Annotated in this window: 22 protein-coding genes; 15 read left to right on the forward strand and 7 right to left on the reverse strand. The window is 46.5% G+C overall.

Annotation, left to right across the window (positions count from 1 at the left end; translation table 11 throughout):
• Positions 1 to 18: 18 nt before the first annotated feature.
• The 6 genes from NDI44_RS13895 (at position 19) to NDI44_RS13920 (ending at position 4,263) form a co-directional block, all read left to right on the forward strand.
• Positions 19 to 1,653: a radical SAM protein gene (locus NDI44_RS13895; RefSeq protein ID WP_190410370.1), complete on the forward strand. Its 1,635-nt coding sequence runs from the start codon at positions 19 to 21 to the stop codon at positions 1,651 to 1,653.
• Positions 1,654 to 1,793: 140 nt separating this feature from the next.
• Positions 1,794 to 2,261 carry a hypothetical protein gene (locus tag NDI44_RS13900; protein WP_190410371.1) on the forward strand — a complete coding sequence of 156 codons (468 nt, stop codon included), beginning with the start codon at positions 1,794 to 1,796 and terminating at the stop codon, positions 2,259 to 2,261.
• Between the two features lie 94 nt (positions 2,262 to 2,355).
• Entirely contained in the window at positions 2,356 to 2,811 is a 456-nt protein-coding gene (locus NDI44_RS13905) for a hypothetical protein (RefSeq protein ID WP_190410372.1), read from the forward strand.
• 23 nt (positions 2,812 to 2,834) lie between these two features.
• Positions 2,835 to 3,023, forward strand: coding sequence for a CPXCG motif-containing cysteine-rich protein (locus NDI44_RS13910; protein WP_190410373.1), 189 nt, complete (start codon positions 2,835 to 2,837; stop codon positions 3,021 to 3,023).
• 162 nt (positions 3,024 to 3,185) lie between these two features.
• The gene (locus NDI44_RS13915; RefSeq protein WP_190410374.1) at positions 3,186 to 3,665 is read left to right on the forward strand and encodes a hypothetical protein; all 480 of its coding nucleotides are present in this window, start codon (positions 3,186 to 3,188) and stop codon (positions 3,663 to 3,665) included.
• 160 nt (positions 3,666 to 3,825) lie between these two features.
• Positions 3,826 to 4,263: a hypothetical protein gene (locus tag NDI44_RS13920; protein WP_190410375.1), complete on the forward strand. Its 438-nt coding sequence runs from the start codon at positions 3,826 to 3,828 to the stop codon at positions 4,261 to 4,263.
• An 83-nt stretch (positions 4,264 to 4,346) separates the two neighbouring features.
• On the opposite strand, the gene NDI44_RS13925 is transcribed toward NDI44_RS13920, so the two are convergent.
• The 4 genes from NDI44_RS13925 to NDI44_RS13940 form a co-directional block, all read right to left on the reverse strand.
• Positions 4,347 to 5,009, reverse strand: a complete 663-nt coding sequence (locus NDI44_RS13925) for a GIY-YIG nuclease family protein (protein WP_190410434.1) — start codon at positions 5,007 to 5,009, stop codon at positions 4,347 to 4,349.
• A 132-nt stretch (positions 5,010 to 5,141) separates the two neighbouring features.
• Entirely contained in the window at positions 5,142 to 5,507 is a 366-nt protein-coding gene (locus tag NDI44_RS13930) for a DUF1823 family protein (RefSeq protein WP_190410376.1), read from the reverse strand.
• Positions 5,508 to 5,624: 117 nt separating this feature from the next.
• Complete coding sequence (locus tag NDI44_RS13935) at positions 5,625 to 7,196, reverse strand: ATP-binding protein (RefSeq protein ID WP_190410377.1); 1,572 nt, start codon at positions 7,194 to 7,196, stop codon at positions 5,625 to 5,627.
• Between the two features lie 720 nt (positions 7,197 to 7,916).
• Positions 7,917 to 9,704, reverse strand: coding sequence for a DUF3352 domain-containing protein (locus NDI44_RS13940; protein WP_190410378.1), 1,788 nt, complete (start codon positions 9,702 to 9,704; stop codon positions 7,917 to 7,919).
• Between the two features lie 130 nt (positions 9,705 to 9,834).
• Here NDI44_RS13940 and NDI44_RS13945 point away from each other — a divergent pair, with 130 nt between their 5' ends.
• From NDI44_RS13945 to bioF, 7 genes are all read left to right on the forward strand, one after another.
• On the forward strand, positions 9,835 to 10,194 hold the full coding sequence (locus NDI44_RS13945; RefSeq protein ID WP_190410379.1) for a rhodanese-like domain-containing protein: 360 nt from the start codon (positions 9,835 to 9,837) through the stop codon (positions 10,192 to 10,194).
• 195 nt (positions 10,195 to 10,389) lie between these two features.
• A complete protein-coding gene (locus tag NDI44_RS13950; protein WP_190410380.1) occupies positions 10,390 to 10,581 on the forward strand; it encodes a hypothetical protein in 192 nt (63 codons plus the stop codon).
• 124 nt (positions 10,582 to 10,705) lie between these two features.
• Positions 10,706 to 11,818, forward strand: coding sequence for a heat-inducible transcriptional repressor HrcA (hrcA, locus tag NDI44_RS13955; protein WP_190410381.1), 1,113 nt, complete (start codon positions 10,706 to 10,708; stop codon positions 11,816 to 11,818).
• A gap of 128 nt (positions 11,819 to 11,946) precedes the next feature.
• Positions 11,947 to 12,633, forward strand: coding sequence for a DUF2834 domain-containing protein (locus NDI44_RS13960; RefSeq protein WP_190410382.1), 687 nt, complete (start codon positions 11,947 to 11,949; stop codon positions 12,631 to 12,633).
• Between the two features lie 14 nt (positions 12,634 to 12,647).
• Positions 12,648 to 13,331 carry a hypothetical protein gene (locus NDI44_RS13965; RefSeq protein WP_190410383.1) on the forward strand — a complete coding sequence of 228 codons (684 nt, stop codon included), beginning with the start codon at positions 12,648 to 12,650 and terminating at the stop codon, positions 13,329 to 13,331.
• A 180-nt stretch (positions 13,332 to 13,511) separates the two neighbouring features.
• Entirely contained in the window at positions 13,512 to 14,195 is a 684-nt protein-coding gene (locus NDI44_RS13970) for a DUF2834 domain-containing protein (protein ID WP_190410384.1), read from the forward strand.
• Positions 14,196 to 14,494: 299 nt separating this feature from the next.
• Positions 14,495 to 15,661, forward strand: coding sequence for an 8-amino-7-oxononanoate synthase (gene bioF / locus NDI44_RS13975; protein ID WP_190410385.1), 1,167 nt, complete (start codon positions 14,495 to 14,497; stop codon positions 15,659 to 15,661).
• A 75-nt stretch (positions 15,662 to 15,736) separates the two neighbouring features.
• On the opposite strand, the gene NDI44_RS13980 is transcribed toward bioF, so the two are convergent.
• Complete coding sequence (locus NDI44_RS13980; protein ID WP_190410386.1) at positions 15,737 to 17,158, reverse strand: general stress protein; 1,422 nt, start codon at positions 17,156 to 17,158, stop codon at positions 15,737 to 15,739.
• 608 nt (positions 17,159 to 17,766) lie between these two features.
• Here NDI44_RS13980 and NDI44_RS13985 point away from each other — a divergent pair.
• Together NDI44_RS13985 and NDI44_RS13990 are read left to right on the forward strand one after the other, a co-directional pair.
• On the forward strand, positions 17,767 to 19,374 hold the full coding sequence (locus NDI44_RS13985) for a HAMP domain-containing histidine kinase (protein WP_190410388.1): 1,608 nt from the start codon (positions 17,767 to 17,769) through the stop codon (positions 19,372 to 19,374).
• A 158-nt stretch (positions 19,375 to 19,532) separates the two neighbouring features.
• Entirely contained in the window at positions 19,533 to 22,154 is a 2,622-nt protein-coding gene (locus NDI44_RS13990) for a CHAT domain-containing tetratricopeptide repeat protein (RefSeq protein ID WP_190410389.1), read from the forward strand.
• A 50-nt stretch (positions 22,155 to 22,204) separates the two neighbouring features.
• On the opposite strand, the gene NDI44_RS13995 is transcribed toward NDI44_RS13990, so the two are convergent.
• Both NDI44_RS13995 and NDI44_RS14000 read right to left on the reverse strand, forming a co-directional pair.
• Entirely contained in the window at positions 22,205 to 24,493 is a 2,289-nt protein-coding gene (locus NDI44_RS13995) for a CBS domain-containing protein (RefSeq protein ID WP_190410435.1), read from the reverse strand.
• Positions 24,494 to 24,982: 489 nt separating this feature from the next.
• A complete protein-coding gene (locus tag NDI44_RS14000) occupies positions 24,983 to 25,465 on the reverse strand; it encodes a hypothetical protein (protein WP_339380831.1) in 483 nt (160 codons plus the stop codon).
• Between the last annotated feature and the right edge of the window lie 18 nt (positions 25,466 to 25,483).

Raw genomic sequence — 25,483 nt, forward strand, 5'->3', positions numbered from 1 at the left:
TTAAGGTTTTACTTGCCTGTGATGTCTGGAGTTTTTGCCGCAGAACGTCTTTTATTTACACCCGCGACGCCTGACACCGACGCCATCCGAACTATATTTGCCTTCCCGAATGAGTACAGCGTTGGCATCACTAGCCTAGGCTATCAAGTGGTGTGGGCGTCTTTGGCAATGCGCTCCGATCTTGAAGTCAGCCGCCTATTTACAGATACTCATGAGCCGCTGCTGCGATCGCCTGAATTAGTCGGATTTTCCCTTTCTTGGGAATTGGATTATGTCAATATCCTCAATTTGTTGGAATTGCTAGAGATTCCGAATCGAGCATCTGCGCGTGATGACAATCATCCCCTCGTATTTGGGGGAGGACCCGTATTAACTGCCAATCCAGAACCTTTTGCTGACTTTTTTGATGTTATTTTGCTGGGAGATGGTGAAAATCTACTCGGCAATTTTATTGATGCGTATAAAGAAGTTAGAACTGCTACCCGACAAGCTCAACTAAGGCGTTTGGCGCAAGTACCAGGAATCTATATTCCTAGTTTGTATCAAGTCGAATATCACTCGCCCGACGGCTCGATCAAGTCAATTTTGCCCGTAGATGCGGAGATTCCCGCCGTCATTGAAAAGCAAACCTATCGGGGAAATACGCTTTCCGCTTCCACTGTGGTGACAGAGAAGGCGGCGTGGGAAAATATTTATATGGTGGAAGTGGTACGGAGTTGCCCGGAAATGTGCCGCTTCTGTTTGGCAAGTTATCTAACATTGCCGTTTCGGACAGCGAGTTTGGAAAGTTCGCTAATTCCAGCCATCGATCGGGGATTGGCGGTGACGAATCGGCTGGGATTATTAGGCGCGTCTGTTACGCAACACCCAGAGTTTGAAACCCTACTGGATTATTTGAGCCAGCCAAAGTACGACGATGTCCGCCTCAGCATTGCTTCGGTGCGGACGAATACGGTGACGGTACAGCTAGCTCAAACTCTAGCAAAACGAGACACGCGATCGCTCACCATTGCCGTAGAAAGTGGTTCGGAACGGTTGCGGCAGATTATCAATAAAAAGCTGACGAATGAGGAAATCATCCAAGCTGCAATCAATGCCAAAGCGGGTGGATTAAGCAACCTCAAACTCTATGGAATGGTAGGAGTTCCGGGGGAGGAACCCGAAGATTTAGAAGCAACTGTGACGATGATGCGATCGCTAAAAAAAGCCGCGCCTGGGTTACGCTTGACACTCGGATGCAGCACTTTTGTCCCCAAGGCTCATACGCCGTTTCAGTGGTTTGGAGTGAATCGGGATGCCGAAAAGCGGCTGAAAAGCTTAGAGAAGCAATTGCGCCGCGAAGGGATTGAGTTTCGACCGGAAAGCTATAACTGGTCAGCAATCCAAGCTTTAATATCGAGAGGCGATCGCCGACTTTCCCATCTTCTAGAACTGACACGACACTACGGCGACTCTCTAGGCAGCTACCGCCGTGCCTTTAAAGAACTGCGAGGACAACTGCCGGATCTCGATTCCTACATCCACGCCAGTTGGTCGTTAGATCAAGTTTTGCCTTGGAACCACTTGCAAGGGCCATTACCAGTCGCAACCCTCCAGAAGCATCTAGCCGACGCTAAGGCTCATTTTCGGGAGGCTTCACCCTGCTTAACCTAGCCTACGGGGTGATTACGACCGTAAGGACACGGATAAGCCGATTCTGGCATTTTATGAAAACAGCGATCGCACAGATGTAGTTGTTAGAAAGTCCAGTGAGACTCTAAGAAGAGTTTTATTCTCCCAAGGCAGGCTAACAGATGGTATTCGTAAAACCTCAATTTAATCGTAAATTTGCTTTTAAACTCACTCTAGTAGGTGCAGGAGCGCTTTTGTGCTTGATTCCCTCTGTAGAAGCGATCGCCAAAACCGTAACTTCCACAGGTGCTGCGGCAGTTGAACCAACTGTTTTGGCAGCTCAACCGCAAGGTCGCACCCAGCGGGTTCGATTTGCAAAAGGGAAAAGCTCAGCAGTTGTAGAATACTCGGTCGTGCGAGGAACGAGAGATATTTATCTGCTGGGTGCCAAGGTACGCCAGAAAATGACGATCGGCATTACCTCTCTTGAAGACAACGCTGTTTTTGATATCGTAGCTCCGAATGGGCGAATTATTGCACAAGAGGCAACTAGCTGGAGCGGCACATTGCCTAGAAGCGGGGACTATAAGATCGTTGTTGGCGGGACTAGAGGAAACGCCAGTTACAGAATGCAAGTGGGAATTAAATAATCGTTCCATTTATCAGATTTTCCCCCACCAGACGCTGTACTGGTGGGGATTTTTTTTTATAAATTGAATAGAGCAAGCAACCAAGGATAAGCAGATGTTAAAACAAGCTTTGGCGGGCGTAGGAGCATTTTTATTCCTGACCTCTTCGGTGTACGCTGGAGAACAGAGTGCCGAGAGCGATCGCTTTGAGTTTTCCCTGCAAAACATAGCAGAAATTCTCCAGGTTCAACCCTTATCAACTTCCAACTCGATTGAACTCGCTCAACTTCTGAACACCCGCTGCCCACCGAATACCTCTTTATACCGTGCTGCTGAAACTAGAAATCATTTCGCCCATATTTGTGCGGCTAAGGGGGGTACTTTAGTCTTTGTTGGGGGTGCCAAAAATGGAACCCAAAACAGCATTAATGTGACGATTCCTAGTAACAGTAGTGGTCAGTTTGTTGCTGTTCAAGGTAATACCCGTTATATTCTTACCCAAAGCCAGCTACGCATTATTCAAGGGAATCAAACCATCGTTAATGAAAGAGTGTTGCGATGGACTCAATAACGATGATTAGAGGAATAAATTAAATGCAATCAACATCTGAGTATTTTTGTGCCTATTGCGGCGAACCAAACGTTACATTTGTTGACCTAAGTGCTGGGGGTCAGCAGTCGTATATTGAAGATTGCCAAGTTTGCTGTCGCCCAAATATTCTCTACATCCGATTTGATGAAGAAACCCTTGACATTGAAATCGATAGCGAATACGAAGGCTAAAAATCAAGATTTATTGCTTCCTGCCTAGTTTACTCGCAAAAGATTTCTGGGATTTCTGGAAATGCCTTGCGCCCTTCTGAAGATAAAACTATCGACAAACAGATAGTTCCCCAAAAAACAACCGTAATCTTACGGTTATTATCTTACAAATAAGGTCAAATTATGGCATTTACGAAATCTGAATTCAATTGCAAACAGGCTTTGAAATTAGCTTTAGCGGGCACAGGAGCATTATTATTCTTAGCACCTTCAGTAGGTGCTGTACAACTAACTGAAAAAAGTGCCGAGAAGGTTGCTTTCACTTCTCAGCAACCTGCATCTCAAACTTTATCGACTTCCCACTCTATCGAACTAGCTCAAACAGAGGTGGGTTGTCATAGAGATGAAAGTACTTTCGTTGCTGCTGAAACGAAAAACTACTTAGTGTATATTTGCGGCGGAGATAATCCCCACACTTATGTCGGTTATGCCAAGAATGGGCGTGGTGGTATAACTGTTCCTCTTACTTCTTACAACCGTAATGTATTTACGGCTAAAAACGGTCCGTACACTTACACGGTGGACATGAGTAAGAGTCAGCTCGTTATTAAGCTCCCAAATGGCAGACGTTCTATTGAAAAGTTAATTAATAGTTTGGAGTAATACTATAGCAGCAACTCTCACTATTTAGTTGTTAGTTTTGTTTCAGGCATAATAGTGGGTGTTCAGCTTTTAGTTTTAGTACGAAAATTCATTTTTTCAGCTAATCCTTAAACAAAACGATTACTCACTTGATTACGCTCTGTCAAAGGAAGAAAATGAAATGGCATCCGTGAAACTTGGATTGAATGGCAAACAAGCATTGAAACTCGCTTTAGCAAACGCGGGAGCATTATTATTTTTAGCACCAACAGTACAAGCAGCAGAACTCACAAAAAGTGCTTCCGGTGCAAGCGATCGCCCAATCCAAATAGCTGCTTCTAACGATTGCATCAACGACATCGCAGAAGGTTTCTCTGTCGAAACAACCAATCATTATGTAGGGATTTGTTACACCCGCAAAGGTACCTTCTATGTCGGTCGTGCGAAGAATGGCAAAGGTAGCATTCTTCTCCCTGTTTCTTCTCCAAAGAGGAATGTTTATGTCGCCAAAAACGGTCGGTACACTTATACTCTAAATTTGAATACAAATCAGCTAATTATTACCTTGCCTAATGGCAGACGTTCTATCGAAAGGGTATTCAAAATTATCGATTCCTAATTTTTTACCTGATGACTTTTTAGTTTTGATTGAATCCCTGTCTTTTCACACCCAAATGAGGACATTTGGGTGTTTTTTCACGATTACGAATGAGTTTCCCGCGTCTGTCCATCAATGACAGCACTCCAGTCGTCGTTATTTACTGCCGCTTCTAGCTTTTGCTGCCGCTTGGCATCACTTTCCTCGGCATCTGCAAGATCCTTAGTGAGCGTGCTATCTGCCATCGCCTTGCGAAGTTTGAGCTTTTTCTCCTCATAGGCGTTGCGCTCTTCGGGCGACATGGCTGCTTTTGCAACTTCGCCCACCGTGCTAGCCCACATCTCACTGACCTCAGCGTTACCAGGCGGAACGCTGCCGAGTTCGGAAATCCACGCCTCTCGCAAATTTTCCATGTCCGTGCGTTTCGGGAACTTGAACGCCTGCACCCGCACAAACGCGCAAGTTTCTCTCCCATTTTGAGCGACATGACCATTCAGGGAAAGCAGCACATTCCGCGAGTAGCCGATATATTGCGTCTGGTATTGGGTATCTAACACAGCGTACACCCCAGCGATTTTCGCATTCTGGACGCGATCGCACCAATCCTGAAGCGGTAGCACTTCAGTTCCATCGTTTTCGAGATCGACAGGAGTCGCTATCTCAGGGGCAGCGTGTTCGTCGTCGGAGCTATACAAAAATTCGTGCAGCCCCCGATGCCCTTCAGGTACATTTTGGTGTTCAACGGGCACATTCTGGTTTGTCTCCACCTGAATTAGTCTCCATTCAATGAATTTGTTGCCGGGAGTCAGCCAATCCTGGGATTTATCCACTCCCGATAACTTGTTTATAGTTTAGGGCGTGGGCAGTGGTGATTTGAGTCCCGCTTAGTATGACTTAGTTCAACGGGTGGTTTGCATATAGCTCAACAGCCAATTCGCCGCTGTTGCCCGACGAGTCTGCCTGGGACCAAATTCACCCAATTTGTAGCCTTTAAAGCCGAGTTGTTCTTTTAGTAGCTGCTTGTTCTCTGGCGGAATCGAGCGAGTCAGCTTCACCGTTGGTGGACGGTTCTCAATAAAATCAGGCGGTTGTGGATATTCATCTCGCCATTCTGGGGGAACTTCGCTCGCGTCCCATTGATTCGCCGCTGCGTCGTAGCGATAACCCAAGCATTGCCACACTAGTTGGTTCACTGTGGCATCATCAATTTCATCGTTCAGGATAGCCCAAATCGTTTCGGTATTCAGCGGCGGTAAGTTAGACATGAGAATGAACAATTAACAACAAAAGCTGTATCAATAAAATACAACTTTTTCCTTGACTAAATATCTCTGGAGAATTCCATTCGCACTTTTTACAAAAATGGTGCGCTCTCACGGCTGTTAACTTGCCAAAAGTTGATTTCTTCTGTTAAGTGTTGATTCTTCCTGGGTGTGCCACACGGGAATCTCAATACAAAATTCTGTTCCTTGTCCAGGTACCGATACGCAATTAAGCGAACCTTTGTGCTTCTCTACTACAATCTGATAGCTAATGGATAACCCTAGCCCAGTACCTTTACCGACAGGCTTGGTGGTAAAAAATGGCTCAAATAATCGGGCTTTAACATCTTCATTCATGCCCTGCCCGTTATCAGCAATCCGCACAATAATCGTATTGGAAGAGGTCAGTTCTGTGCGAATCAAAATTTGACTGGGTTTGTTGAGTAATTCATCCGAACTGCGAACCCCCGAAATAGAACCTTTATTTGGGGTTTCGCTACTGTAACGCTCTAGCTCATCAATCGCATTACCGAGCAAATTCATAAATACCTGGCTCATTTGCCCTGGGTAACATTCCACCAAAGGTAAATCAGCATACTCTTTAATCACTTCAATTTCTGCATGGTTGCCATGTGCTTTTAGTCGGTTTTGCAAAATCAGCAGGGTATTATCAATCCCTTCGTGAAGGTTCACTTGCTGCATAACCTGTTCATCATTGCGAGAAAAATTCCGCAACGATAGCACAATCTGATGAATACGCTTTGCCCCTATTTCCATTGAAGACATCACTTTAGGCAAGTCTTCTCTGAGAAAATCTATGTCGAGTTCTGCGATTTTTTCTTGCATCAAGCAGCTAGGATTGGGGCACTCTTGCTCGTAAAGCGTCACTAAATCAAGCAAATTTTGCACATAGTCAACTGCATAATTTAGGTTCCCATAGATAAAGCTAACAGGGTTGTTGATTTCGTGAGCCACCCCTGCTACCAAACATCCCAAATTGGACATTTTTTCTTTTTCAACGAGTTGGGATTGGACTTGTTGCAGGTCGTGCAAAGCTTGCTCTAAATGCTTTGATTGAGCAACAGCTTTGGCAGCGGTGGCACAACTTTGCTCGTAGAGTTCCGCTTGATGAATATTAAGGGCGAGTTGTTCAATATCACTTTCTTGTTGATATTGGCTCACCACTGCATCTAGAGCCTCAAGCAGGTTGGTAGAAGACTCTGTAAGAATGTAATGTAGATGCGGATTGTCTGAGGTTAGTTCTTCAGGGGTTGCTTGGGCGATCGCTCTCGCTTGCGCGATATATTGGCGTATGTACTGGTCTAAATTTAACGGTGGCTCAAAGTACATTGACCGAACGACAGATGATGGTTGACCCGGTAGTTTCATCTCCGGATTGCCCTCGATCAAACCACTGTGAGATCGTTCCATCAAATCCAGGTCAGCTTGCAAAGTAGAGCGCAATTTCTCTTGCTCGGCAATATCTTTTGTACAGACTAGTCTTAAGGCGAACAGTGCCGTGCGTTGAGATAACATCCGCTGACGACCACTGATATTAACCACCGCTGCGTTAATTTCCCGCACTGTATTAATTTCGTTTAAATGTAAATAATTAGCCAAGACAAGTACCGGCAATAATTCAAATAACCCTAAAGATTGCGGAATTATACCATTAGCAGTTTTTTTTGTCATGGTACTTGTTAGATTTTTTTGAAGTGAAAAGCAAAAAAACCGCGAATCTACTGTATAGTCACGTAAATCTATGACTAAGTTCCAGTTTACTTGTAATTTAAAGATGCAGCTTTGAGTTCCTCCGAATTATTGCTTGGCTAGTATTGAAAAACTATGAACCAAAGCGGTACCAAATTTAGTGCATTTTTATACGGATTGGAAAAATTAGCGTCACTTAAAGGCCTTCGTGAATCTCAACCAGCTTCATCTCAGCTTCATCTAACCATGAGAAATTTCACAAATTCAAGACAATTTGCCGAATTCTATCTACCTCTTAGTTTATAGAGGCGTCAGATTTCAAGAAGGTCTCGGATATAATTATTGGTCTAAACCAGGTTGCCATAAATAAAATTCACAGAGTCGTTAATTTCGTGGGCGATATCGGCAACTAGACAGCAGAGGCTGGACATTTTTTCGGTTTAAATTCAGTTGCGTTTAGGTTCGTTGTAACTGTTTTACTGACTACAAACAAGGCTTGGGGAGCAAAACGGAACTGGCAGTTCAAGAAGACTTGTGTATACACAGTAGCTCAAAGAAAGGAGAACCCCAAAAGAGCTATCTCTTGGGGTTCCGGGAAATTATGGGAATCAAGCAATCATAATATGACTCAGCAGCGGGGGAGGCGGGAAGTTATTAGCGATTACTGATTACCAATTCCCTTCCCCAACTCGGATTTGCGAATCATTCCTCAGCCTTAGCACCTAGGCGGAGAAAGACTTTACTGCGGCGAACCCCGTCATCGCTGCCGTAGCTGCTAAAGGCAAGCGAATTTAGCTCGTTAAATAACGGTTTCGCCACCAATTCCACCACTCTGACAATTGGCAACTGACGCTCTAAGAACGCCTGACTAGATGCCCAGTCTAGATACAAATAGCCGTTATTTGGCTGGGGTAAAGAAGTAATGTTTGCCTGGAAGCGATCGCTCTTAACGAGAGAATTATCAGGAGCCTTAATCGCTTGATTCATTGCTTCGATCGAAGTGGTGAAAATCTCGTACTTGCCGATACTGGCGTGAACTCCTTTCACCTGTGCCTCTAGCTTGACTGAATCTTGGTCTTCACCCTGATTCTTATCGGCAGTGGTTGTGAGTTGTGTCCAGGCAGAGATCGGTTGATTCTCCAGGGTAAATGAGCTAACGCTCAACCCTTGCTGTTTGGCAACAGCATCTAGACGATCGATTGCCGCTTCTGCCTTTGTCGTTGCTGATTTCTCGGCGACAAAAATCCAATCTGAATCTTTGCGGTCGGCACGAGGTAGCATTCCTAAAGCGTACTCGCCTTGCACCCAACTAAAGATATCTTGCTTTAAATCAATGCCCCAACGAGCTTGGAGATTCGCGATGGGTTGATCGATCAGTTGGACAAGGCTATCATCGCTATCTAATCCAGAAGTGAGTTGAGTCCACAGTTGCTCTAAGTTACTACCAGAAGCTGCGATCGCTATTTTCTCTGGTAGATACTGCAACGCTCCGACTGGTTGAGATAGGCTGGGAGTTGTCGAGGGGATTTCCTGTCCGGTAGCCGCTAATAAAGCGGTTTCTGCCAGCAATCCTTGAGTTTTTGGAGAGATGGCGATGGCTAAACTCTCATAGGTTGGGTCAATTTCCATCTGTGAATTGTTCCCCAGCAACTTCGCCAGCGCGGGTAGATTTACATAAGTCAGACCAATTTTCGGCTGAGAGATGCTTTCGATTGCCCGCTGATAAGAAGTTGAATCGCTGAGGCTGAGATTGGGCGCTTGCACATTATTAATGGCTTCTTTCAGCACCCTAGGATTATTGGCAAACAACACAAAGCGATCGCCAACAACTGCGGTAGCAACCGAGTTTTGAGCTGAGGCGCGGTTTATTGCGTCTTTTGGCAATGCCGATCTATCGCGGTTGTAAAAGCCTTTATTGACCGCGTCTTGAGTTTTGACGACTGAATCCTGATTCTTATAAATCAGCTTGACACCTTTATAAGTCTCAAAGACTAAATCTGTCTCAACATTTGCTTGCTTGTGCCAGAACAAATCCACAAACTCGCGGCTGCGTTGCGGATTTTTGGTGGTGACAGCCAGTAGCAGCCCGCGCTGCTCTCCATTGTCACGGGTGCGATCGATATCTAAGCTGGTGAGAGCCAGCGTGATTTCATCCCCCAGCCAGGGTTGGATATCTCGGCGATAGTCCAGATCCGTGTTCGCGAGTAAGCTTTGTTTAAATTGGTTGAGTTCTGCACGCGATCGCTTGCGGTTCGCGGGACGCGCTACAGCCTGCCGCAACCCTTCCAACCGATCTGGATTCACAAGCAATGACACCATTACGGGTGCCTTTTTCGGCACAAATATGGTGGCAGATGGGTTCGTCACCTCCCCACCCCCTAGAAGGGCGAGAGGACTGTTTGCCCTCAGCCAGTAAAAGCCACCGGCACCAATTAACAGCAGCACTAAAACGCCAGCTGCCAGAACGTAGAAAAACGAGCGTCGCTTCATGGTGAAATGTAGACCTTGGGTGAGCGCGATTCAGCTAAGAACACTAATCCCGATGCCAGAACCTATTATTTCAGCTCATCGGACTGCCAACTATTAAAATCTTAGTTAATCTCCAGCGTTGCACAACCTCATGTCTGCTCAATCTTTTCGCCAAGATATTCCCCAGATTAGCGTAGAAGAACTTGCCAGCCGTCTTGCCGATTCCCCTGAGAGTCTGCAATTGGTGGATGTGCGAGAACCACAGGAAGTTGCGATCGCCAGCATTGAGGGTTTTGAAAACCTCCCCTTGTCGGAATTTGCCGACTGGGCTGACCAAATCCAGACCCAGTTCGATCCGCACGCCGAGACGCTGGTTCTCTGTCATCATGGCATCCGTTCGGCGCAGATGTGCCAGTGGCTACACATGCAAGGCTTCACCAATGTCAAAAATATTGCTGGTGGCATCGATGCCTACTCAATCCGAGTCGATCCGACAATTTCCCAATACTAATGATCCCAGTACAAAACTATCTTGAAGCTGGAACCTCTCCCCCAACCCTTTCCTGCAACAAGAGGGCAGAAATTCTCCTCTTCCTTACCAAGGAAAAAGGCTGGGGCTAGATTTTTTAATTAAATACGGTTCACGATATTGTTTTAATTTTTACTAGCGAAATAAGTATTTAGAGGTTTTGGCTGACAAACTTCGATGCAGTCGAGTAGACTACAGACAATCCTGATAGAGACTGTGGACTCTAGAGTTACGGGTAGCGATAATGTCCTAACTCTGCGATCGATCGTCATGGTATGTCTAAGGTTGAAGTTCGGCGGCTGTTATGCTTCTACTGGCTGGGTGTGGCGAACCGGCAGGCAGAAGGCAGCATCTGCTATTCTGTTTTAACCTATCCTATATTTAATCGGCTGCTTGCTTGACAAGAGCGCCGGACTTACTGAGAAATTCATCATCAGAAGTCCAGGAATTTCCAATTGTTTTTAAAACCCTATCCAATTCGGCTTTCGTTTAAATGGCTAGGCAAGTAAGTCTGACTGACCGTCAACAACGTATTCTCTGGGCAACTGTCCGTCACTATATTGCGACGGCTGAGCCAGTCGGCTCAAAAGCTTTGGTAGACGAGTATAATCTGTGCGTCAGTCCAGCGACGATTCGCAATGCAATGGGCGTCTTAGAGAAAGCGGGGTTGCTCTATCAACCCCATACCTCGGCTGGACGGGTTCCCTCTGACTCTGGCTATCGAATTTATGTCGATCAATTAATTAAGCCTTCTGAAGCCTTGGGGCGTCAGGTAGAGCAGTTATTCACAAACCGTTTGAACTTGGAACATCAGAGTTTCGAGACTGTGTTGCGGGGTGCAGCGCAAATTCTGGCAACGCTCAGCGGTTATATTACCCTGATCACGATGCCGCAGACTCGAACTAATCGTTTGCGGCATTTGCAACTGGTGCAGCTCGATCCGGGAAGGGTGATGCTGATTGTGGTGACGGATTCTTATGAGACGACTAGCGTCTTAATGGAGTTACCGCTCTCAGAATCGGAGGATGAGCAACCGGACGCAGAAATTGTAGATCGGGAGTTGCAAATTTTATCGAATTTTCTGAATAGCCACTTGCGGGGGCGATCGCTCAGTGAATTGGCAACTTTAGACTGGAGCGAACTAGACCGAGAATTTCAACGATATGTCGATTCCTTGCGAAATCTGCTTTCCGACTTGATCCGTCGCACTTCCCAACCTGCCACAACTCAAATTATGGTTCGTGGCGTCGCTGAAGTATTGCGTCAGCCAGAATTTTCCGAGTTACAGCAAGTGCAGACGCTTATACATCTATTGGAAGAGGAACAAGACCAGCTGTGGCCTTTAATCTTTGAATGGCCTAGACCAGATGTCACGGCTATCTCAGATGTCACTTCTGGTTCGCGGGTGACGGTGCGGATTGGTTCGGAAAATCCTTTAGAACCGATGCGTACCTGTACGCTGATTTCTGCAACTTACCAGCAGGGTTCAGTACCCGTGGGAAGTGTGGGGGTTTTGGGGCCAACGCGGATGGTGTACGAAAATGCGATCGCACTCGTTGAAGCTGCCGCCGATTATCTCTCTGATGCTCTTACGCAACCCGCTTAATTTAGAAAATGGCTAATAGCTAATCGCGATTAGCTAATGGGTAGCCGTTCACTACGAACCACGAACGATAAACATGGCTAATTTCGATTAGCTCTAATTTTTACTTTTCATTTTTCATTGATATTGATATGGTTAGAAAAGTTGGCTTTTGGTCGCTTTGGGCAGCATTTATTACCTATGCCTTTCTATTAGCACCTCCTGAACAACCAGGCACGTTTGAACTGATAAAAAATCTCTCTACAGGTCAATGGGCGGGGATTAACCCCCTAGTTGTCGCTCTATTCAATCTGCTGGGCATCGTACCGATGATTTACGCCTGCCTAATGTTGATTGATGGCAAACAGCAAAAGGTAAAAGCTTGGCCTTTTTCGGCGTTCTCTTTTGGAGTCGGAGCGTTTGCTTTGCTACCTTATTTAGCATTGCGAGAACCCAACCAAGAATTTCACGGACAAAAGAATTTATTTCTGAAAATACTCGATTCCCGGTGGCTTGGTCTTTTGCTGACATTGGGCGCTGGGAGTTTGGTTGTTTATGGCTTGTTGGGCGGTAATTGGGCAGATTATATTCACCAGTTCCAGACAAATCGCTTCGTTCATGTCATGAGCTTGGATTTCTGCTTGCTGTGGTTAATATTTCCTGCACTTCTGGGAGATGACATGGGGCGTCGGGGAATCAAGAATTCTGCACTTTTTTGGATAGTGGCACTGATTCCTTTGTTTGGCGCTTTAGCTTATCTTTGCCTGCGTCCTCCCTTACCAGAAACTAATGCCGAAGCTTTCTCCACGGAACGGCAACCCGCACAATCTAGAAATTAAAATTTGATGGAAATATGGCTAGAAAAACAGCACTTTGGTTATTATGGGCTGGATTTATCTCCTATGTTTTGCTGCTGGCACCGCCAATTACGCCAGACACACTGAGGCTCATTAAAAATATATTGACGGGTCAGTGGACCCAGGTCAACCCAATTATCCTTTCTATATTTTCCCTGATTGGCATCTGGATACTCATCTATAGCTGTCTTTTGTTCGTCGATGGGAGGATGCAAAAGATTCGTTTCTGGCCTTTTGCTTTGGGTTCAGCGGGAACGGGAGTGATTAGCCTAATACCTTATTTAGCATTGAGGGAACCGAATCAAGAGTTTTCCGGGCAAAAGGATACCTTGCTGAAAGTTTTTGATTCTCGCTGGACGGGTATTATCCTCAATTTCAGCACGCTTTTCTTGCTAGCATTTGGCTTGCTTGCGGGTGATTGGGCAGGGTTTATTCAACAATTCCAAAGCGATCGCTTTGTCAATGGCATGAGTTTGGCTTTTTGCCTGTTCTGTCTGTTGTTTCCGAGCGTTCTCGGGGATGATATGGTGCGTCGAGGGTTCAATATTCCCCCAGTTTTTTGGGCAGTATCGCTGGTTCCTCTACTGGGACCCCTTGCCTATCTCTGTATTCGTCCACCTTTACCAGACTCTGGTGCTGAACCGGCACCAGAGTCTGTTGCGAACACTACACGAGTGTGAACAATTTTCGAGGTTTTTAGGAAAGAACAAACCGCGGAGGTCGCAGAGGACGCGGAGGAAAGAAAGGAGAGGCTGTGGCTTTCTTTTGAATGCAAGTTGGTGTGACTTAAGACGGAGGTAAGTGCTGTTATCGGACTTTTAAAGTTAAATAATTGATGTATAAAGTTATGGGTCAAGATTATGGGCAGAAAAATTGCCTTGTTCTTGATATGGATTACATTTCTTGTCTATACCGTATGGTTAGATCCACTTGCTCAACCAGAGACGTTTTCACTGGTTTGGAAGTTGTTAACATTCCAGTTGGCAGATGTGAATGCAATTCTTGTGGCTATCTTCTGGCTCATGGGCGTTTGGCCTATGATTTATGCTTGTCTGATGTTTGCTGATGGCACAACGCAACCGTTTCGCTCATGGCCTTATTTCATTGGGGCAAATGGAACGGGTGTGATTTGCTTTATCCCCTATTTAATTTTCCGAAAATCAAATCAAGAATTTTCTGGATCGAAGGATAAATTACTAAAAATTCTAGATTCCCGTTGGACAGGAATTTTCCTACTGTTAACAACGATTGGCTTACTTGCCTACGCAATATTTGCTGGAGATTGGGGAGATTATATTCAACAGTTTAAAACCAGGGAATTCGTTCACCTCATCAGTTTGGATTTTTGTCTGATGTGCCTGGTGTTTCCATTAACGTCACTGTTTGACGATGATATGGCTCGTCGGGGCATAAAGGATGCTCGAATTTTCTGGGCGGTGGCGCTAGTACCTTTATTTGGACCACTTGCTTATCTTTGCCTGCGTCCACCTTTGCCAGAATCAAGTGCTGACGTCAGCTTTCAAGCGTCTAATTTGACAGCTTAGCTTGCGAGTTGTGCCAGGAGAATGTGAAAGGAGAAAATGAAAATATAGAGGGGTGCTGTAGCGTCTCTGGGAGGTGGAAAGCATGATTGCCACTTTTCCTGTATTTTCTTTTATAGCAATTCTCGTTTGGACGCAGTACCGTTTAACCCCACCCCTGCCCCTCCCCGCAAGCAGGAAAGGGTTCAATACTGCCCTCTCTCCGCAAGCGGAGAGAAGGGGTTGGGGGTGAGGTTAGGAGTGTGTTGCAACAATGTGAGAACTGCTATACAGGCGAGTTAAAGGGGCGATAACCGATCGGAATGCCAAAGAATCCTTACGCTTGGGTAGAGCAATCCCTCGCCACCATTCACCGCGCAGATTGGTATCGATCGGTGCAAGCGATCGCTAGTCGTCCGGGTGCGACGGTGTTGCTGGAGGGGCGTGAAGTCATCAATTTTGCCAGTAATGATTACTTGGGACTCGCGGGGGATGAACGCCTCATCCAAGCCGCAGTAGCGGCTACTCAGACATTTGGCACGGGTAGCACGGGTTCTCGGTTACTCAGCGGACATCGGGAACTGCATCGGGAATTGGAAAAAGCGATCGCATCCCTCAAACAAACTGAAGATGCCTTAGTTTTTAGTTCTGGATATCTGGCAAACTTGGGAGCGATCGCTGCTTTAGTCGGAAAACGCGATCTGATTGTGTCTGATGGGTACAATCACTCCAGTCTGAAAAATGGGGCGATTCTTAGCGGTGCAATGGTTATTGAATACCCTCACTGCAATGTTGAGGAGTTAAAAACCCAGCTGAATTTACACCGGGAAAAATACCGTCGATGCCTGATTCTCACAGATAGCGTCTTCAGTATGGATGGCGATTTGTGCCCTTTATCGGGACTGTTAGAGCTGGCGGAGGAATTTAGCTGTATGCTGCTCGTTGATGAAGCTCATGCCACAGGGGTACTCGGAGCAACGGGTGCTGGGTGTGTAGAACATTTTGGCTGTAGCAATGTCCCATTGATTCAAATCGGCACTCTCAGCAAAGCTTTAGGCAGTTTGGGTGGATATGTCGCAGGCAACTCGGCTGTGATTGACTTTTTGCGGAATCGGGCACCCAGTTGGATTTATACGACGGCTCTTTCCCCCGCTGATACCGCTGCGGCATTGGAAGCCCTTCGCATCATCCGAAAAGAACCGGAACGCCGCGCTAGTTTGTGGAATAATGTCAATTTTCTCAAACAGCAGATTGCCCAGAAGTTGCCACTACAATTCCTGCCTTCTGAATCGCCCATTCTCTGCTTTCCCTTGGAAAGTGCAGAAGCAGCGCTAAAAATGGGACATCAACTAAAAACATCCGGCATTTTTGCCCCAGCGATTCGTCCTCCCACGGTGCCTACGAGTCGAATTCGAATCTCGGTAATGGCAACCCATGAAGCTGCCCATCTTCAACGATTGGTGGAGGCGTTAAATGAGAATTACTTTTGATTATCTCGCGCAAAGGCGCTAAGACGCTAAGAAAAACTTTGCGCCTTTGCGCCTTTGCACGAAATTCTGGAAAAACTATTGCCGATGGTCAACGATGGTAACGCGATCGCTTACTTGGGTCACGTTATCCTGAGACTTAATCTCATTCACAGCCGTCAGATTCTCCTGAGGTTCGACGATGCGGTTGGTAGAATCGGTTCTCGAAGCTGTAGAAGGCGGCACATCGTAGATAGCCCACTCTTGAATGCCGCGATTGCTCAGAACTGATTCGGCACGTTCGATATCGTCTTCGGTGCCATCTACCATAACCAGATAATCACCGCGAGCCACAAGATTGTTATAAACTTGCGCTCGATCTTCAGGAATTCCTAAACCCAGCAGTGCGCCAATCAAGCCACCTGCGGCTGCGCCGATTCCACTCCCCGCAAGGGTGGTTGCGATCGCAGTTGCGGTAGCGCCAGCCAATAGAATTGGGCCAACTCCGGGAATCGCCAATACACCCAAACCGAGTAATAAGCCAGTCAGACCGCCTAAAGCACCCCCTGCGATCGCCCCTGTGGTTGCGCTTTCATCAACGTTATTGTCATCAACGCGATCGCTCATTTCAACGCCAGCGATTTGATCCTGGGGGTCTGCATCTCTGGCAACGACGGAAACTTTACTCATCGGAAAGCCAGAATTACTCAGCTCGTGAAGTGCATCTTCCGTATCCCGACGGCTGACAAAGGCACCAACGGCTCGCTTGTGTCGGCTGAAATCGCTGTCATTGACATTATCTTCTGTAGGAACATAGGTGATGGGAGAGGCGGCACCCAGCGGATTCATTCCTAACGAAGAGGAATAACCCGTCGCCAGGGGATCGAGTCCCAATGGGGAAGGATACGTGCTGCTGATCGGATCGAAGGGGGTTGAGGAAGAAGCGCCATAATTGTCAGGAACCGCCGAAACCCCAGTCACATTGTAGACACCCCAATGCTGAATACCTTGCCGGTTCAAAATCGATTCAGCACGATTAATTTCGTCTTGCGTACCCTCGACAATTACTAAATAATCTCCTTGGGAGACTCGGTGGTTGTAAACTTTGGCTTGTTCTTCAGGAATTCCTAAACCCATCAGTGTGCCGACAATGCCACCTGTCGCAGCGCCAACCGCACCCCCGATTAAAGCATCTCCCAGAATAGAAGCGATCGCACCTCCTGCGATAACCGGACCAAATCCCGGAACTGCCAACGCACTTAAGGCTCCTAGGACGCCAACTAAACCGCCGACCGCACCGCCTGCTAAGGCACCCGCCGCTGCACCCCCACCGGCTTCATTGCCACCTCCGTAAGGGTTGACTTCAACACCAGCTACCTCATCTTGCCGAGTGCTATCCCGTGCCACCACAGAAACTGTGTTCATGGCAAAACCAGAGTCCCTAAGCTCGTTGAGCGCATATTCCGCCTGTTCAGGTGTAGAAAATACGCCGACAGCTCGCTTGTTTTGGTCAAGGGTCATTTTTTTCCTCCTAGAAGTATTCAATAACTTCCGTCAGCACAAATACAGAATCAATTTTTTATTTATGCACTTTGCTTATCTTTCTGTTTTTTTCTACACTTTTCATCAGCCTGGAGATGTAAAATTTTCTCTATCAACAGATGGGTAAAAGATATTCTTCTATCAGCTCCTAATGCATTTTTTGCATCAGTTTTTTTGACGGAAAACTCTTTTTAGTTTTTGCTCATTTTTTTGTATGCCTTTCTTCCTTGCCCCTTAGCATGAGTGGAAAGACACTTATACTTTGTCTTATACAGTAAACTTAACCCCGAAGCTGCTTCTGTTTCGGGGAAGGGGAAAGAACTTATCTTTTATGAACTTACTTTTATAAGGAGAGGAGTTGCCAAGAGATTAACGGACATTTATCAGGGAGAACCGGCTCCTAGAGCATGAATGGGGAGATTGTGCCCCGATGACCCTGAGAAATTTTTCCGAACAGAGCGCGGGAATTGCCACTGATTCGTTCGGTTATACCACCACCGATAGAGGGCAACTATCGGTACGCTCATAATCAGAAGTAGTTTAAAAGACGCACCGCCAGTTGATTGCCGTTAAAGGGGTGGATCTTTGTGCAAAAGAAGTGGTTACTACCAACCATCAGTGAAATATTAGCCCAGAGCGAACACAGCGAACAAACTGGGGCAAATTCTGTTATGCCTTCTGTAGAGCAGACAGCAGAAAAAGCGCATGGATTGCGCCCTGCCAGCCGGACGGCACGAGAGTACGCCCGTGCCTCGCGGGAGTGGTGTGGAGCGATCGCTGCCTTGGAACAGTTGCTGCTGCAAGTTCTAGAACCTGCCACTGATTCGCTACAAGATTCGCCACAAACCTTGGGCTTAGTTTTAGCGGGCCCTGTGCCGGTTCTGAGCCACCCAGCGGTAATGACTCGCGTACATACCGGAATTTTTACAGCAGAGCGATTTAATCCTCTGGCATTAATGCCATTTCTGCTGCCTCCCGCAACAACTCAGCAAAAGGAAAACGAACCTCAATCCACTTCCAACTTCCCGTTAATCCCTGCCGATCCCTTAACAAGCGAACAGTTTTGCGTAATTTTTACACCACGGTTTAGTTTGGTGATGGTTGTTGGAGAAGATATTACAGGTGCCCCAGCTTTCCAATATTCTTTTGATCCGCAAGTGGTGGAGCAAGCGTGGCAAACTTTGCGATCGCGCTTGTTGCTGGCTAGCCTTCATCAAGTGAGTCAGTTAGAAACTTTAGTCGAACGCTTTGCACCCCAAGCGCCCGATTATCGAACCGTTATGCAGTTTAGCCGCTTGCTATTGAAACATCTGCCCGAAGAAATTAGAGGCGATCGGAAAGACGCCGAGTTTTCCCGTCTTGGGTGTGAGCAAGAAGCAAAAGGTAAAGAGCTAGAAGATAATTCCCAACTGCCCATTTTGAATCCTAAATTAATTGAAAATTCAAAATTAAAAATTCAAAATTCTAATGATGTGGAATTACTTCAAGCGTTTGCCCACGAAGTACGGACGCCCCTGAGTACCATACGCACCTTAACGCGGCTGTTGCTGAAGCGCCGCAACGAATTAGCACCGGACATCATCAGGCGTTTGGAAGCGATCGATCGCGAGTGTACCGAGCAAATCGACCGCATGGAGTTGTTTTTCCGGGCGGTGGAATTAGAAACAGAAACCGTTAAGCGATCGCCCGTTCACCTGACTGCGATGTCGGTGGCGCAGGTCTTCCAAAACAGCATTCCTCGCTGGCAAAAACAAGCAAATCGTCGCAACTTAACCCTAGAGGTGGTATTACCGCAAAAGCTCCCCGCTGTTGTCAGTAATCCCGCCATGCTGGATCAGGTACTAACTGGGTTAATTGAAAACTTCACTCGCAGCATCCCCGCAGGCGGTCATATTCAGGTGGAGGTGACACCCGCCGGAGACCAGCTAAAATTGCAACTCCAGTCTCAAAACCAACCTGACGAAAGCGGCAACTCGCTAGCCGCAGACAACAACCCACCAACGTGCAAGTCAATTGGTCAGCTATTGATGTTTCAGCCAGAAACCGGATGTTTGAGCCTCAATCTCAACGTCACCAAAAATCTCTTCCAAGCGTTAGGAGGAAAACTGATTGTACGGCAACGACCCCAGCAAGGTGAGGTCATGACGGTTTTCCTACCGTTAGATGTGGATGGTTCCGGCATTTGGAATGCTTAATTGGTAATCGCGGGATAGCGATCGCTATCCCGCCACCAATGCAAGTCTTAATATCTAGCATCCGCTCTTTGTTACAGCCGCGCTCGCTGGACAGTATCTTTGTGTCTGGGCTATGACAGTGTAGCTCCTGCCGCACATCTACACCTGTTGACCCAGCCATGCGACGCCCAAAAATCGGACTGATGCTATTCGCCATGCTTGTTGCCAATGGCGTGACGCCAGTTGCCAATCTTCCAGCACCCTTAACAGCACCCCAAGCGTTGGCTCAAACCCCAAATACAAGGAAAGCGGAAGCAGAGCGACTGGATGGGCAAGCATTTGACCAGTATCTTGCCAATCAACAGGAAGCGGCATTACAGTCTTGGCAACAGGCACTCTTGATCTACCAGGAACTCAAAGACCGCCGAGGCGAGGAGTTGGTCCTAGAAAAGATCGACATGGTTTATGAGACTCAAGCAGATCGCCTACGTAAACAAGGAGCTGGGCAGTATTTTACCAGTCAATGGGCAGCGGCATTACAGTCTTTGGAACAGTCACTCTTAATCTACCGGAACATCAAAAACCGAAAAGGCGAGGCATTGGCGCTAGGAGGGATAGGACTGGTTCATGACTCTCTAGGTGACTATGCCAAAGCGATTGATTACACTCAGCAGCAGTTGGGGATCGCACGAGAAATAGAAGACCCACTTAATGAGAGGGCGGCATTGGCCAATCTGGGAGGGATTTACCTTAACCTGGGAAACTACCCTAAGGGGATTGAGTATTCTCAGCAGGTATTGGCGCTCGTTGCAGCAGATGGATTTCCAGATCCACAAGCTGAGGGAAAGGCAGTAGCCAATATAGGAGCAGCTTACGTTTCCCTGGGAGACTATGCCAAGGCGATTGACTACCTTCAGCAGCAGTTAGCCAACGCCCGGGAAATAGGAGACCAACGAAGCGAAGGGGCGGCACTGGGCAATCTGGGAGTGGCTTACAGTAACCTTGGAGACTATGCTAAAGCGATTGAATCCTCTCAGCAGCAGTTAGCGATCGCACAGGAAGTTAAAAATCGACGAAGTGAGGGGTCGGCACTAGCCAATCTGGCAACAGCTTATCTTTTTTTAGGAGACTATACCAAGGCGATTGAGTACACTCAGCAGAGTTTGGCGATCGCACGAGAAATCAAAGATCGACGCAATGAAGGAGCTTTACTAGGTAATCTGGGAGTGGCTTACCGTCACCTTGGAGGCTATGCTAAAGCGCTTGAATATTCTCAGCAACAGTTAGCGATCGCACAAGAAATTCAAAACCGTGAAAGCGAAAGCATAGCGCTGCAAAATATAGGTTTTACTCTCTATAAACAAGGCAATTTCGTAACCGCAGAGCCAATTTTAATGGATGGAATTAAGGTTCTGGAATCTATTCGAGCGGGCTTAGGCAGTAACGATGCGAATAAAGTGTCAATCTTTGAAAGGCAAGTTGGTACGTACCAGACATTACAAAAAGTCCTCATTGCCCAGAGTAAAACTGAGCCAGCACTGGAAATTGCGGAGCGGGGAAGGGCACGAGCCTTTGTGGAATTACTCGCTGATAGGTTGCAGGATGACAGGTTACAGGTTGAAGGTTCAGCTCCACCTTCTAACCTTCAACCTCCTACCATTGAGCAAATTAAACAAATTGCTAAAGCGCAAGCCTCCACTCTTGTTCAATATTCGATTATTTACGACACATTCAAAGTTCAAGGTAAACAACAAGCTCAAGAATCAGAACTCTATATTTGGGTCATCAAGCCTACAGGTGAAGTAACGTTTCGCACAGCTGACCTGAAACCTCTGTGGCAAAAACAAAATATTTCTCTAGAAGAACTTGTTACTAGCAGCCGTGATTCCATCGGCGTTAGAGGTCGTGGCCTTGCCGTTGCCTCTAAAGTGGATAAAACCAGCACTAATAAACGATTACAGCAACTGCATCAACTGCTGATTCAACCGATTGCTGACCTATTGCCAAAAGACCCCAACGACCGAATTATTTTCATCCCTCAACGTGAACTGTTCCTAGTTCCCTTCCCAGCACTCCAAGATGCCAGTGGCAAATACCTCATCGAACAACACACTATTGTGACAGCACCCGCTATTCAGGTTCTGGAGCTAACCCACAAGCAACGGCAACGTGTATCGGGAAAGGAAGTGCTAGTGGTAGGCAATCCTATAATGCCTAACGTTGCTCCTAAAATTGGGGAGAAATCGGAGCCGTTATCTCAGCTACCGGGTGCGGAACAGGAAGCAAAAGCGATCGCTTCTCTCCTCAAAACCAAACCGCTCATTGGCAAGCAAGCGACCAAAATAGCGATCGCGCAACAGATGCCCAAAGCGAAGATTATTCATCTGGCGACACATGGATTGCTGGATGATTTTCAAGGTTTGGGTGTACCGGGTGCGATCGCTCTCGCTCCATCTGAGCAGGATACTGGCTTACTCACCGCTAGCGAAATTCTAGACATGAAACTGAATGCTGAGCTAGTCGTGCTGAGTGCTTGCGACACTGGCAGAGGCAAAATTACCGGCGATGGCGTTATCGGACTATCTCGCAGCTTAATTACTGCGGGTATACCCAGTGTAATTGTGTCCCTCTGGTCGGTTCCAGACGCCCCTACAGCATCCTTAATGACCGAATTTTATCAAAACCTTCAGAAGAATCCCGACAAAGCGCAAGCGATGCGTCAGGCAATGCTGACAACAATGAAGCAACACCCCGATCCGAAAGACTGGGCGGCTTTTACTCTTATTGGAGAAGCACAATAATTAAAACAGAAAAATAGAAATTTTTCTGTTTTAATTCCTTCGCCCGTTGGCTAAGCTCCGTGTAGCTGTTGCTCTTCATTTCGCTCAATGGCAGGCTTCAGACGACGGGGTGAATAGACACACTCAGTATCAGTTGTCTGTCGGATTGGAATTTGAATTACAAACTCAGTTCCCTCACCGGGTGCGGAAATACACTTCAGCTGACCGCCGTGTTTTTCCACAATCTGATAGCAAATTGATAATCCTAAGCCGGTACCTTTACCCACAGGTTTCGTTGTGAAGAAAGGGTCAAACATTTGACGCCGTACCGCTTCCGTCATCCCAATTCCGTTGTCTTCAATCCTGATAGCTACCTGATTTTTACCTACTAATTCGGTGCGTATCCAAATTGTTGGGGGTTGGGAATCGATACTGTCCTCTCCATGAGCCATCCCCCATGATTCCTTAGCAAAGACCTCTTCGAGGGCATCAATGGCATTACTGAGAATATTCATAAATACCTGGTTAATCTGCCCCCCCAAACACTCCACAGCAGGGAGATTGCCATATTCTTTAATAACTTTAATCCCAGAGCGTCCCGCTTTTGCTTCTAGTTGATTTTGTAATATCAGAAGAGTACTATTTATCCCATCGTGGATATTCACAAATTTCTGTTGCGCTTCATCCAATCGGGAGAAATTTCGTAAGGACAGTACCAAGTCCCGAATACGGTTAGCTCCCACCTTCATCGAGCCTAAAAGTTTCGGGAGGTCTGTCTTCAAAAAATCTAGGTCAATTGCCTCAATTTCTGTTTGAATTTCCGGTTCTGGTTGAGGATGATGCTTGATATAAAGTTGCAGCAGATTCAGTAAATCTTGGACATATTGACCGGCATAGCTGAGATTGCCGTAAATAAAATTAATCGGATTGTTAATTTCGTGAGCAATACCAGCTACCAGTTGCCCCAAACTGGACATTTTTTCAGTTTGAATCAGCTGGGCTTGGGTTTTTTGCAGTTGGTGTAAAGTTTGTTCCAGATGTTCGGCTTGTTGTTGTAGAGACGCGATTAATCCTGTCTTTTGTGCCTCGGATTTCCGCAAAGCCGTCTCTACTGCGACACGCTCAATAATGTCCTTTTTGAGAAGCACATTCGCTTGAGCTAATTCGGCAGTTTGTTCCTCTATTTGTCTTTTTAAGTTATCGTGCGCTTGTCGCAATGCCTTTTCAGCTCGTTTGCGCTCAGCAATTTCACAACGCAATCGTTCGTTGCTATTCTCTAATGCTTTGGTACGCTCTTCTACTGCCTGCTGCAATACCTCAATGACATTGTACATATCCGCCGGATTCAGCACTTGTAGCAGGCTGGTTTGGGAGACAATGCCGAGTAATTCGCCCTGATTGCTAGCAACTACCAGACGTCGCACGCGCCGCCGCTGCATTTCTTGATGGGCAACCCATAGGGAATCTGAGGGTTGCAGACAAAATAAGGGTGTACTCATTACGTCTTTTGCCTGCAATTTCGACAAGTCTAATTCCATCGCCTGAAACTGCACCACATCTCGCTCGGTGACAATGCCTACGGGCATTGGGAATTGAGAATTAAGCGTCTTTATTGGCTTGTTCTCAATTTTGTTTTCCCTCTGTTCTGTAATGACGACACAGCTGACTAGCTGACTCGCCATGATTTGGGCTAAATCGAGAACAGAAGCCGTTATAGGCGCATGAACGACTTGGGATGTCATCACATCCGCGACGTATCGCAATCGCGTTAGAAGATTAACGGGTTGCAACGCTTTGCGAATACTATCGTGCGTGACAATTCCGACTACCCCTGCATTATCGTCAATGATTGGCAGATGGCGAATTCGGTGCTGACGAAATAAGGAAAGAGCCGTGAAAACATCGTGAGCTTCTGATTGCCGGAGGGTAATGGCTGGTTGCGTGACGACATCGACAATTTTGACGTTAATTAGGGAAGCTCTGGCGGCAGTCAGTCTAACAATATCGCGCTCTGTAAAGACTCCCACAAGCTGCGATCCTTGCATGACTAAGACACAATGACCTGCGGCATCGGCAGTGTCAAAATCGGTCTCCTCTTGTGACAACCAACAGGATGCAGGGTGCGGCAAGGCGGCGTTCATTCCCTCGCTCGCCTCCCAGCTTGGGTCTTCTGATGCTGCACTGGTGTCTGCTTGTGTCCCTCTGGCTTGGGTTCCTCTGGGCAACTCACAACTACTACGTAACTGGCTCATTAGCGCCAACACATCAAGCAGGGGTGTATCAGGCGCTACAGTCAGAGGCTGACGGTCAATAGCAGGGTCTAGAGATAGGCAAGGAAGCGGCAGGGCGTTGGGCTGCATTGTGAACCCATCCAGTAATTTCCACAGGGGTACTGTTGGCAATTGTAAACTGTGATACACCCAAACTTCTGCTAATTCTTAGTTATGTGCAATAAATCATTACTTGATTGCAATAAATATTTATGTTTTATGAAAGAAAATAAATCCCTAGATAGAGGGCTAATTCATAAATTGTCTATATAAAATCCGTACAGTAACCTAAGAGAAAATATTTCCCTTTCTAGAATAAAGTTCAATGAGTCCAATAGTTCTTAGCTCTTCAAAAATGAGGAATCGAGGGTTATTTTTCTTATCAAAAAAGAATAATAAAAAGGCTCCAGCAACAACTCAAAATTAGGATATCGGGCAAGAACTGATACATGATACATTAAACCCAAATTCGTGCTGGTATATTGCACCTAAAATAATTTACAAATAAGCTTAATGATTAGGGTATAGGCTAATTGCTAATTGGGCAAAAAAGGGCTTTGATTAGCGACTAGCCATTCGTTATTCAGGCTTAAACAGCACCAGTATTTTATCAACAATCGCATCACCAGCGCGGGTTTGCAGGATGGAATATGCTAATTCAATGAACGCAAAATCAGGGCGATTGTCTGTTTTAATCAGTTTGCTAGCAGGATAAAAAGTAATGTCATTGACAATGCCTTCATTCGTTATCCCTGTTTGCCAACCTGCTCGATTCCACGACAGCGATTTCCCACGTAAAGTCAACTGAAACCACTCGATATCATCTTCTCGCAGGTCAATAAACAGATCGAAATAAGGTTCTCCACCCTGATACCATACTCTTTCGACGCCATCTCCCTTGGCTGAGGTCAATAGCTTCTGATTGATCCGTCGCAACGAAGCGCCCAGTCCTGCAATCTCATCCCGATCCATAGCCATATCCATTTTTCGCATAGCAGCAAGGTTAATTACGTCACAATCAATCTGGGCGTAGGTTGACAGTTCGTTAAATAAGTAAGGCACGGATTCTCTCTTTAGAAC

The sequence above is a fragment of the Trichocoleus sp. DQ-A3 genome, assembly GCF_039961975.1.
Classification (GTDB): domain Bacteria; phylum Cyanobacteriota; class Cyanobacteriia; order Cyanobacteriales; family FACHB-T130; genus FACHB-T130.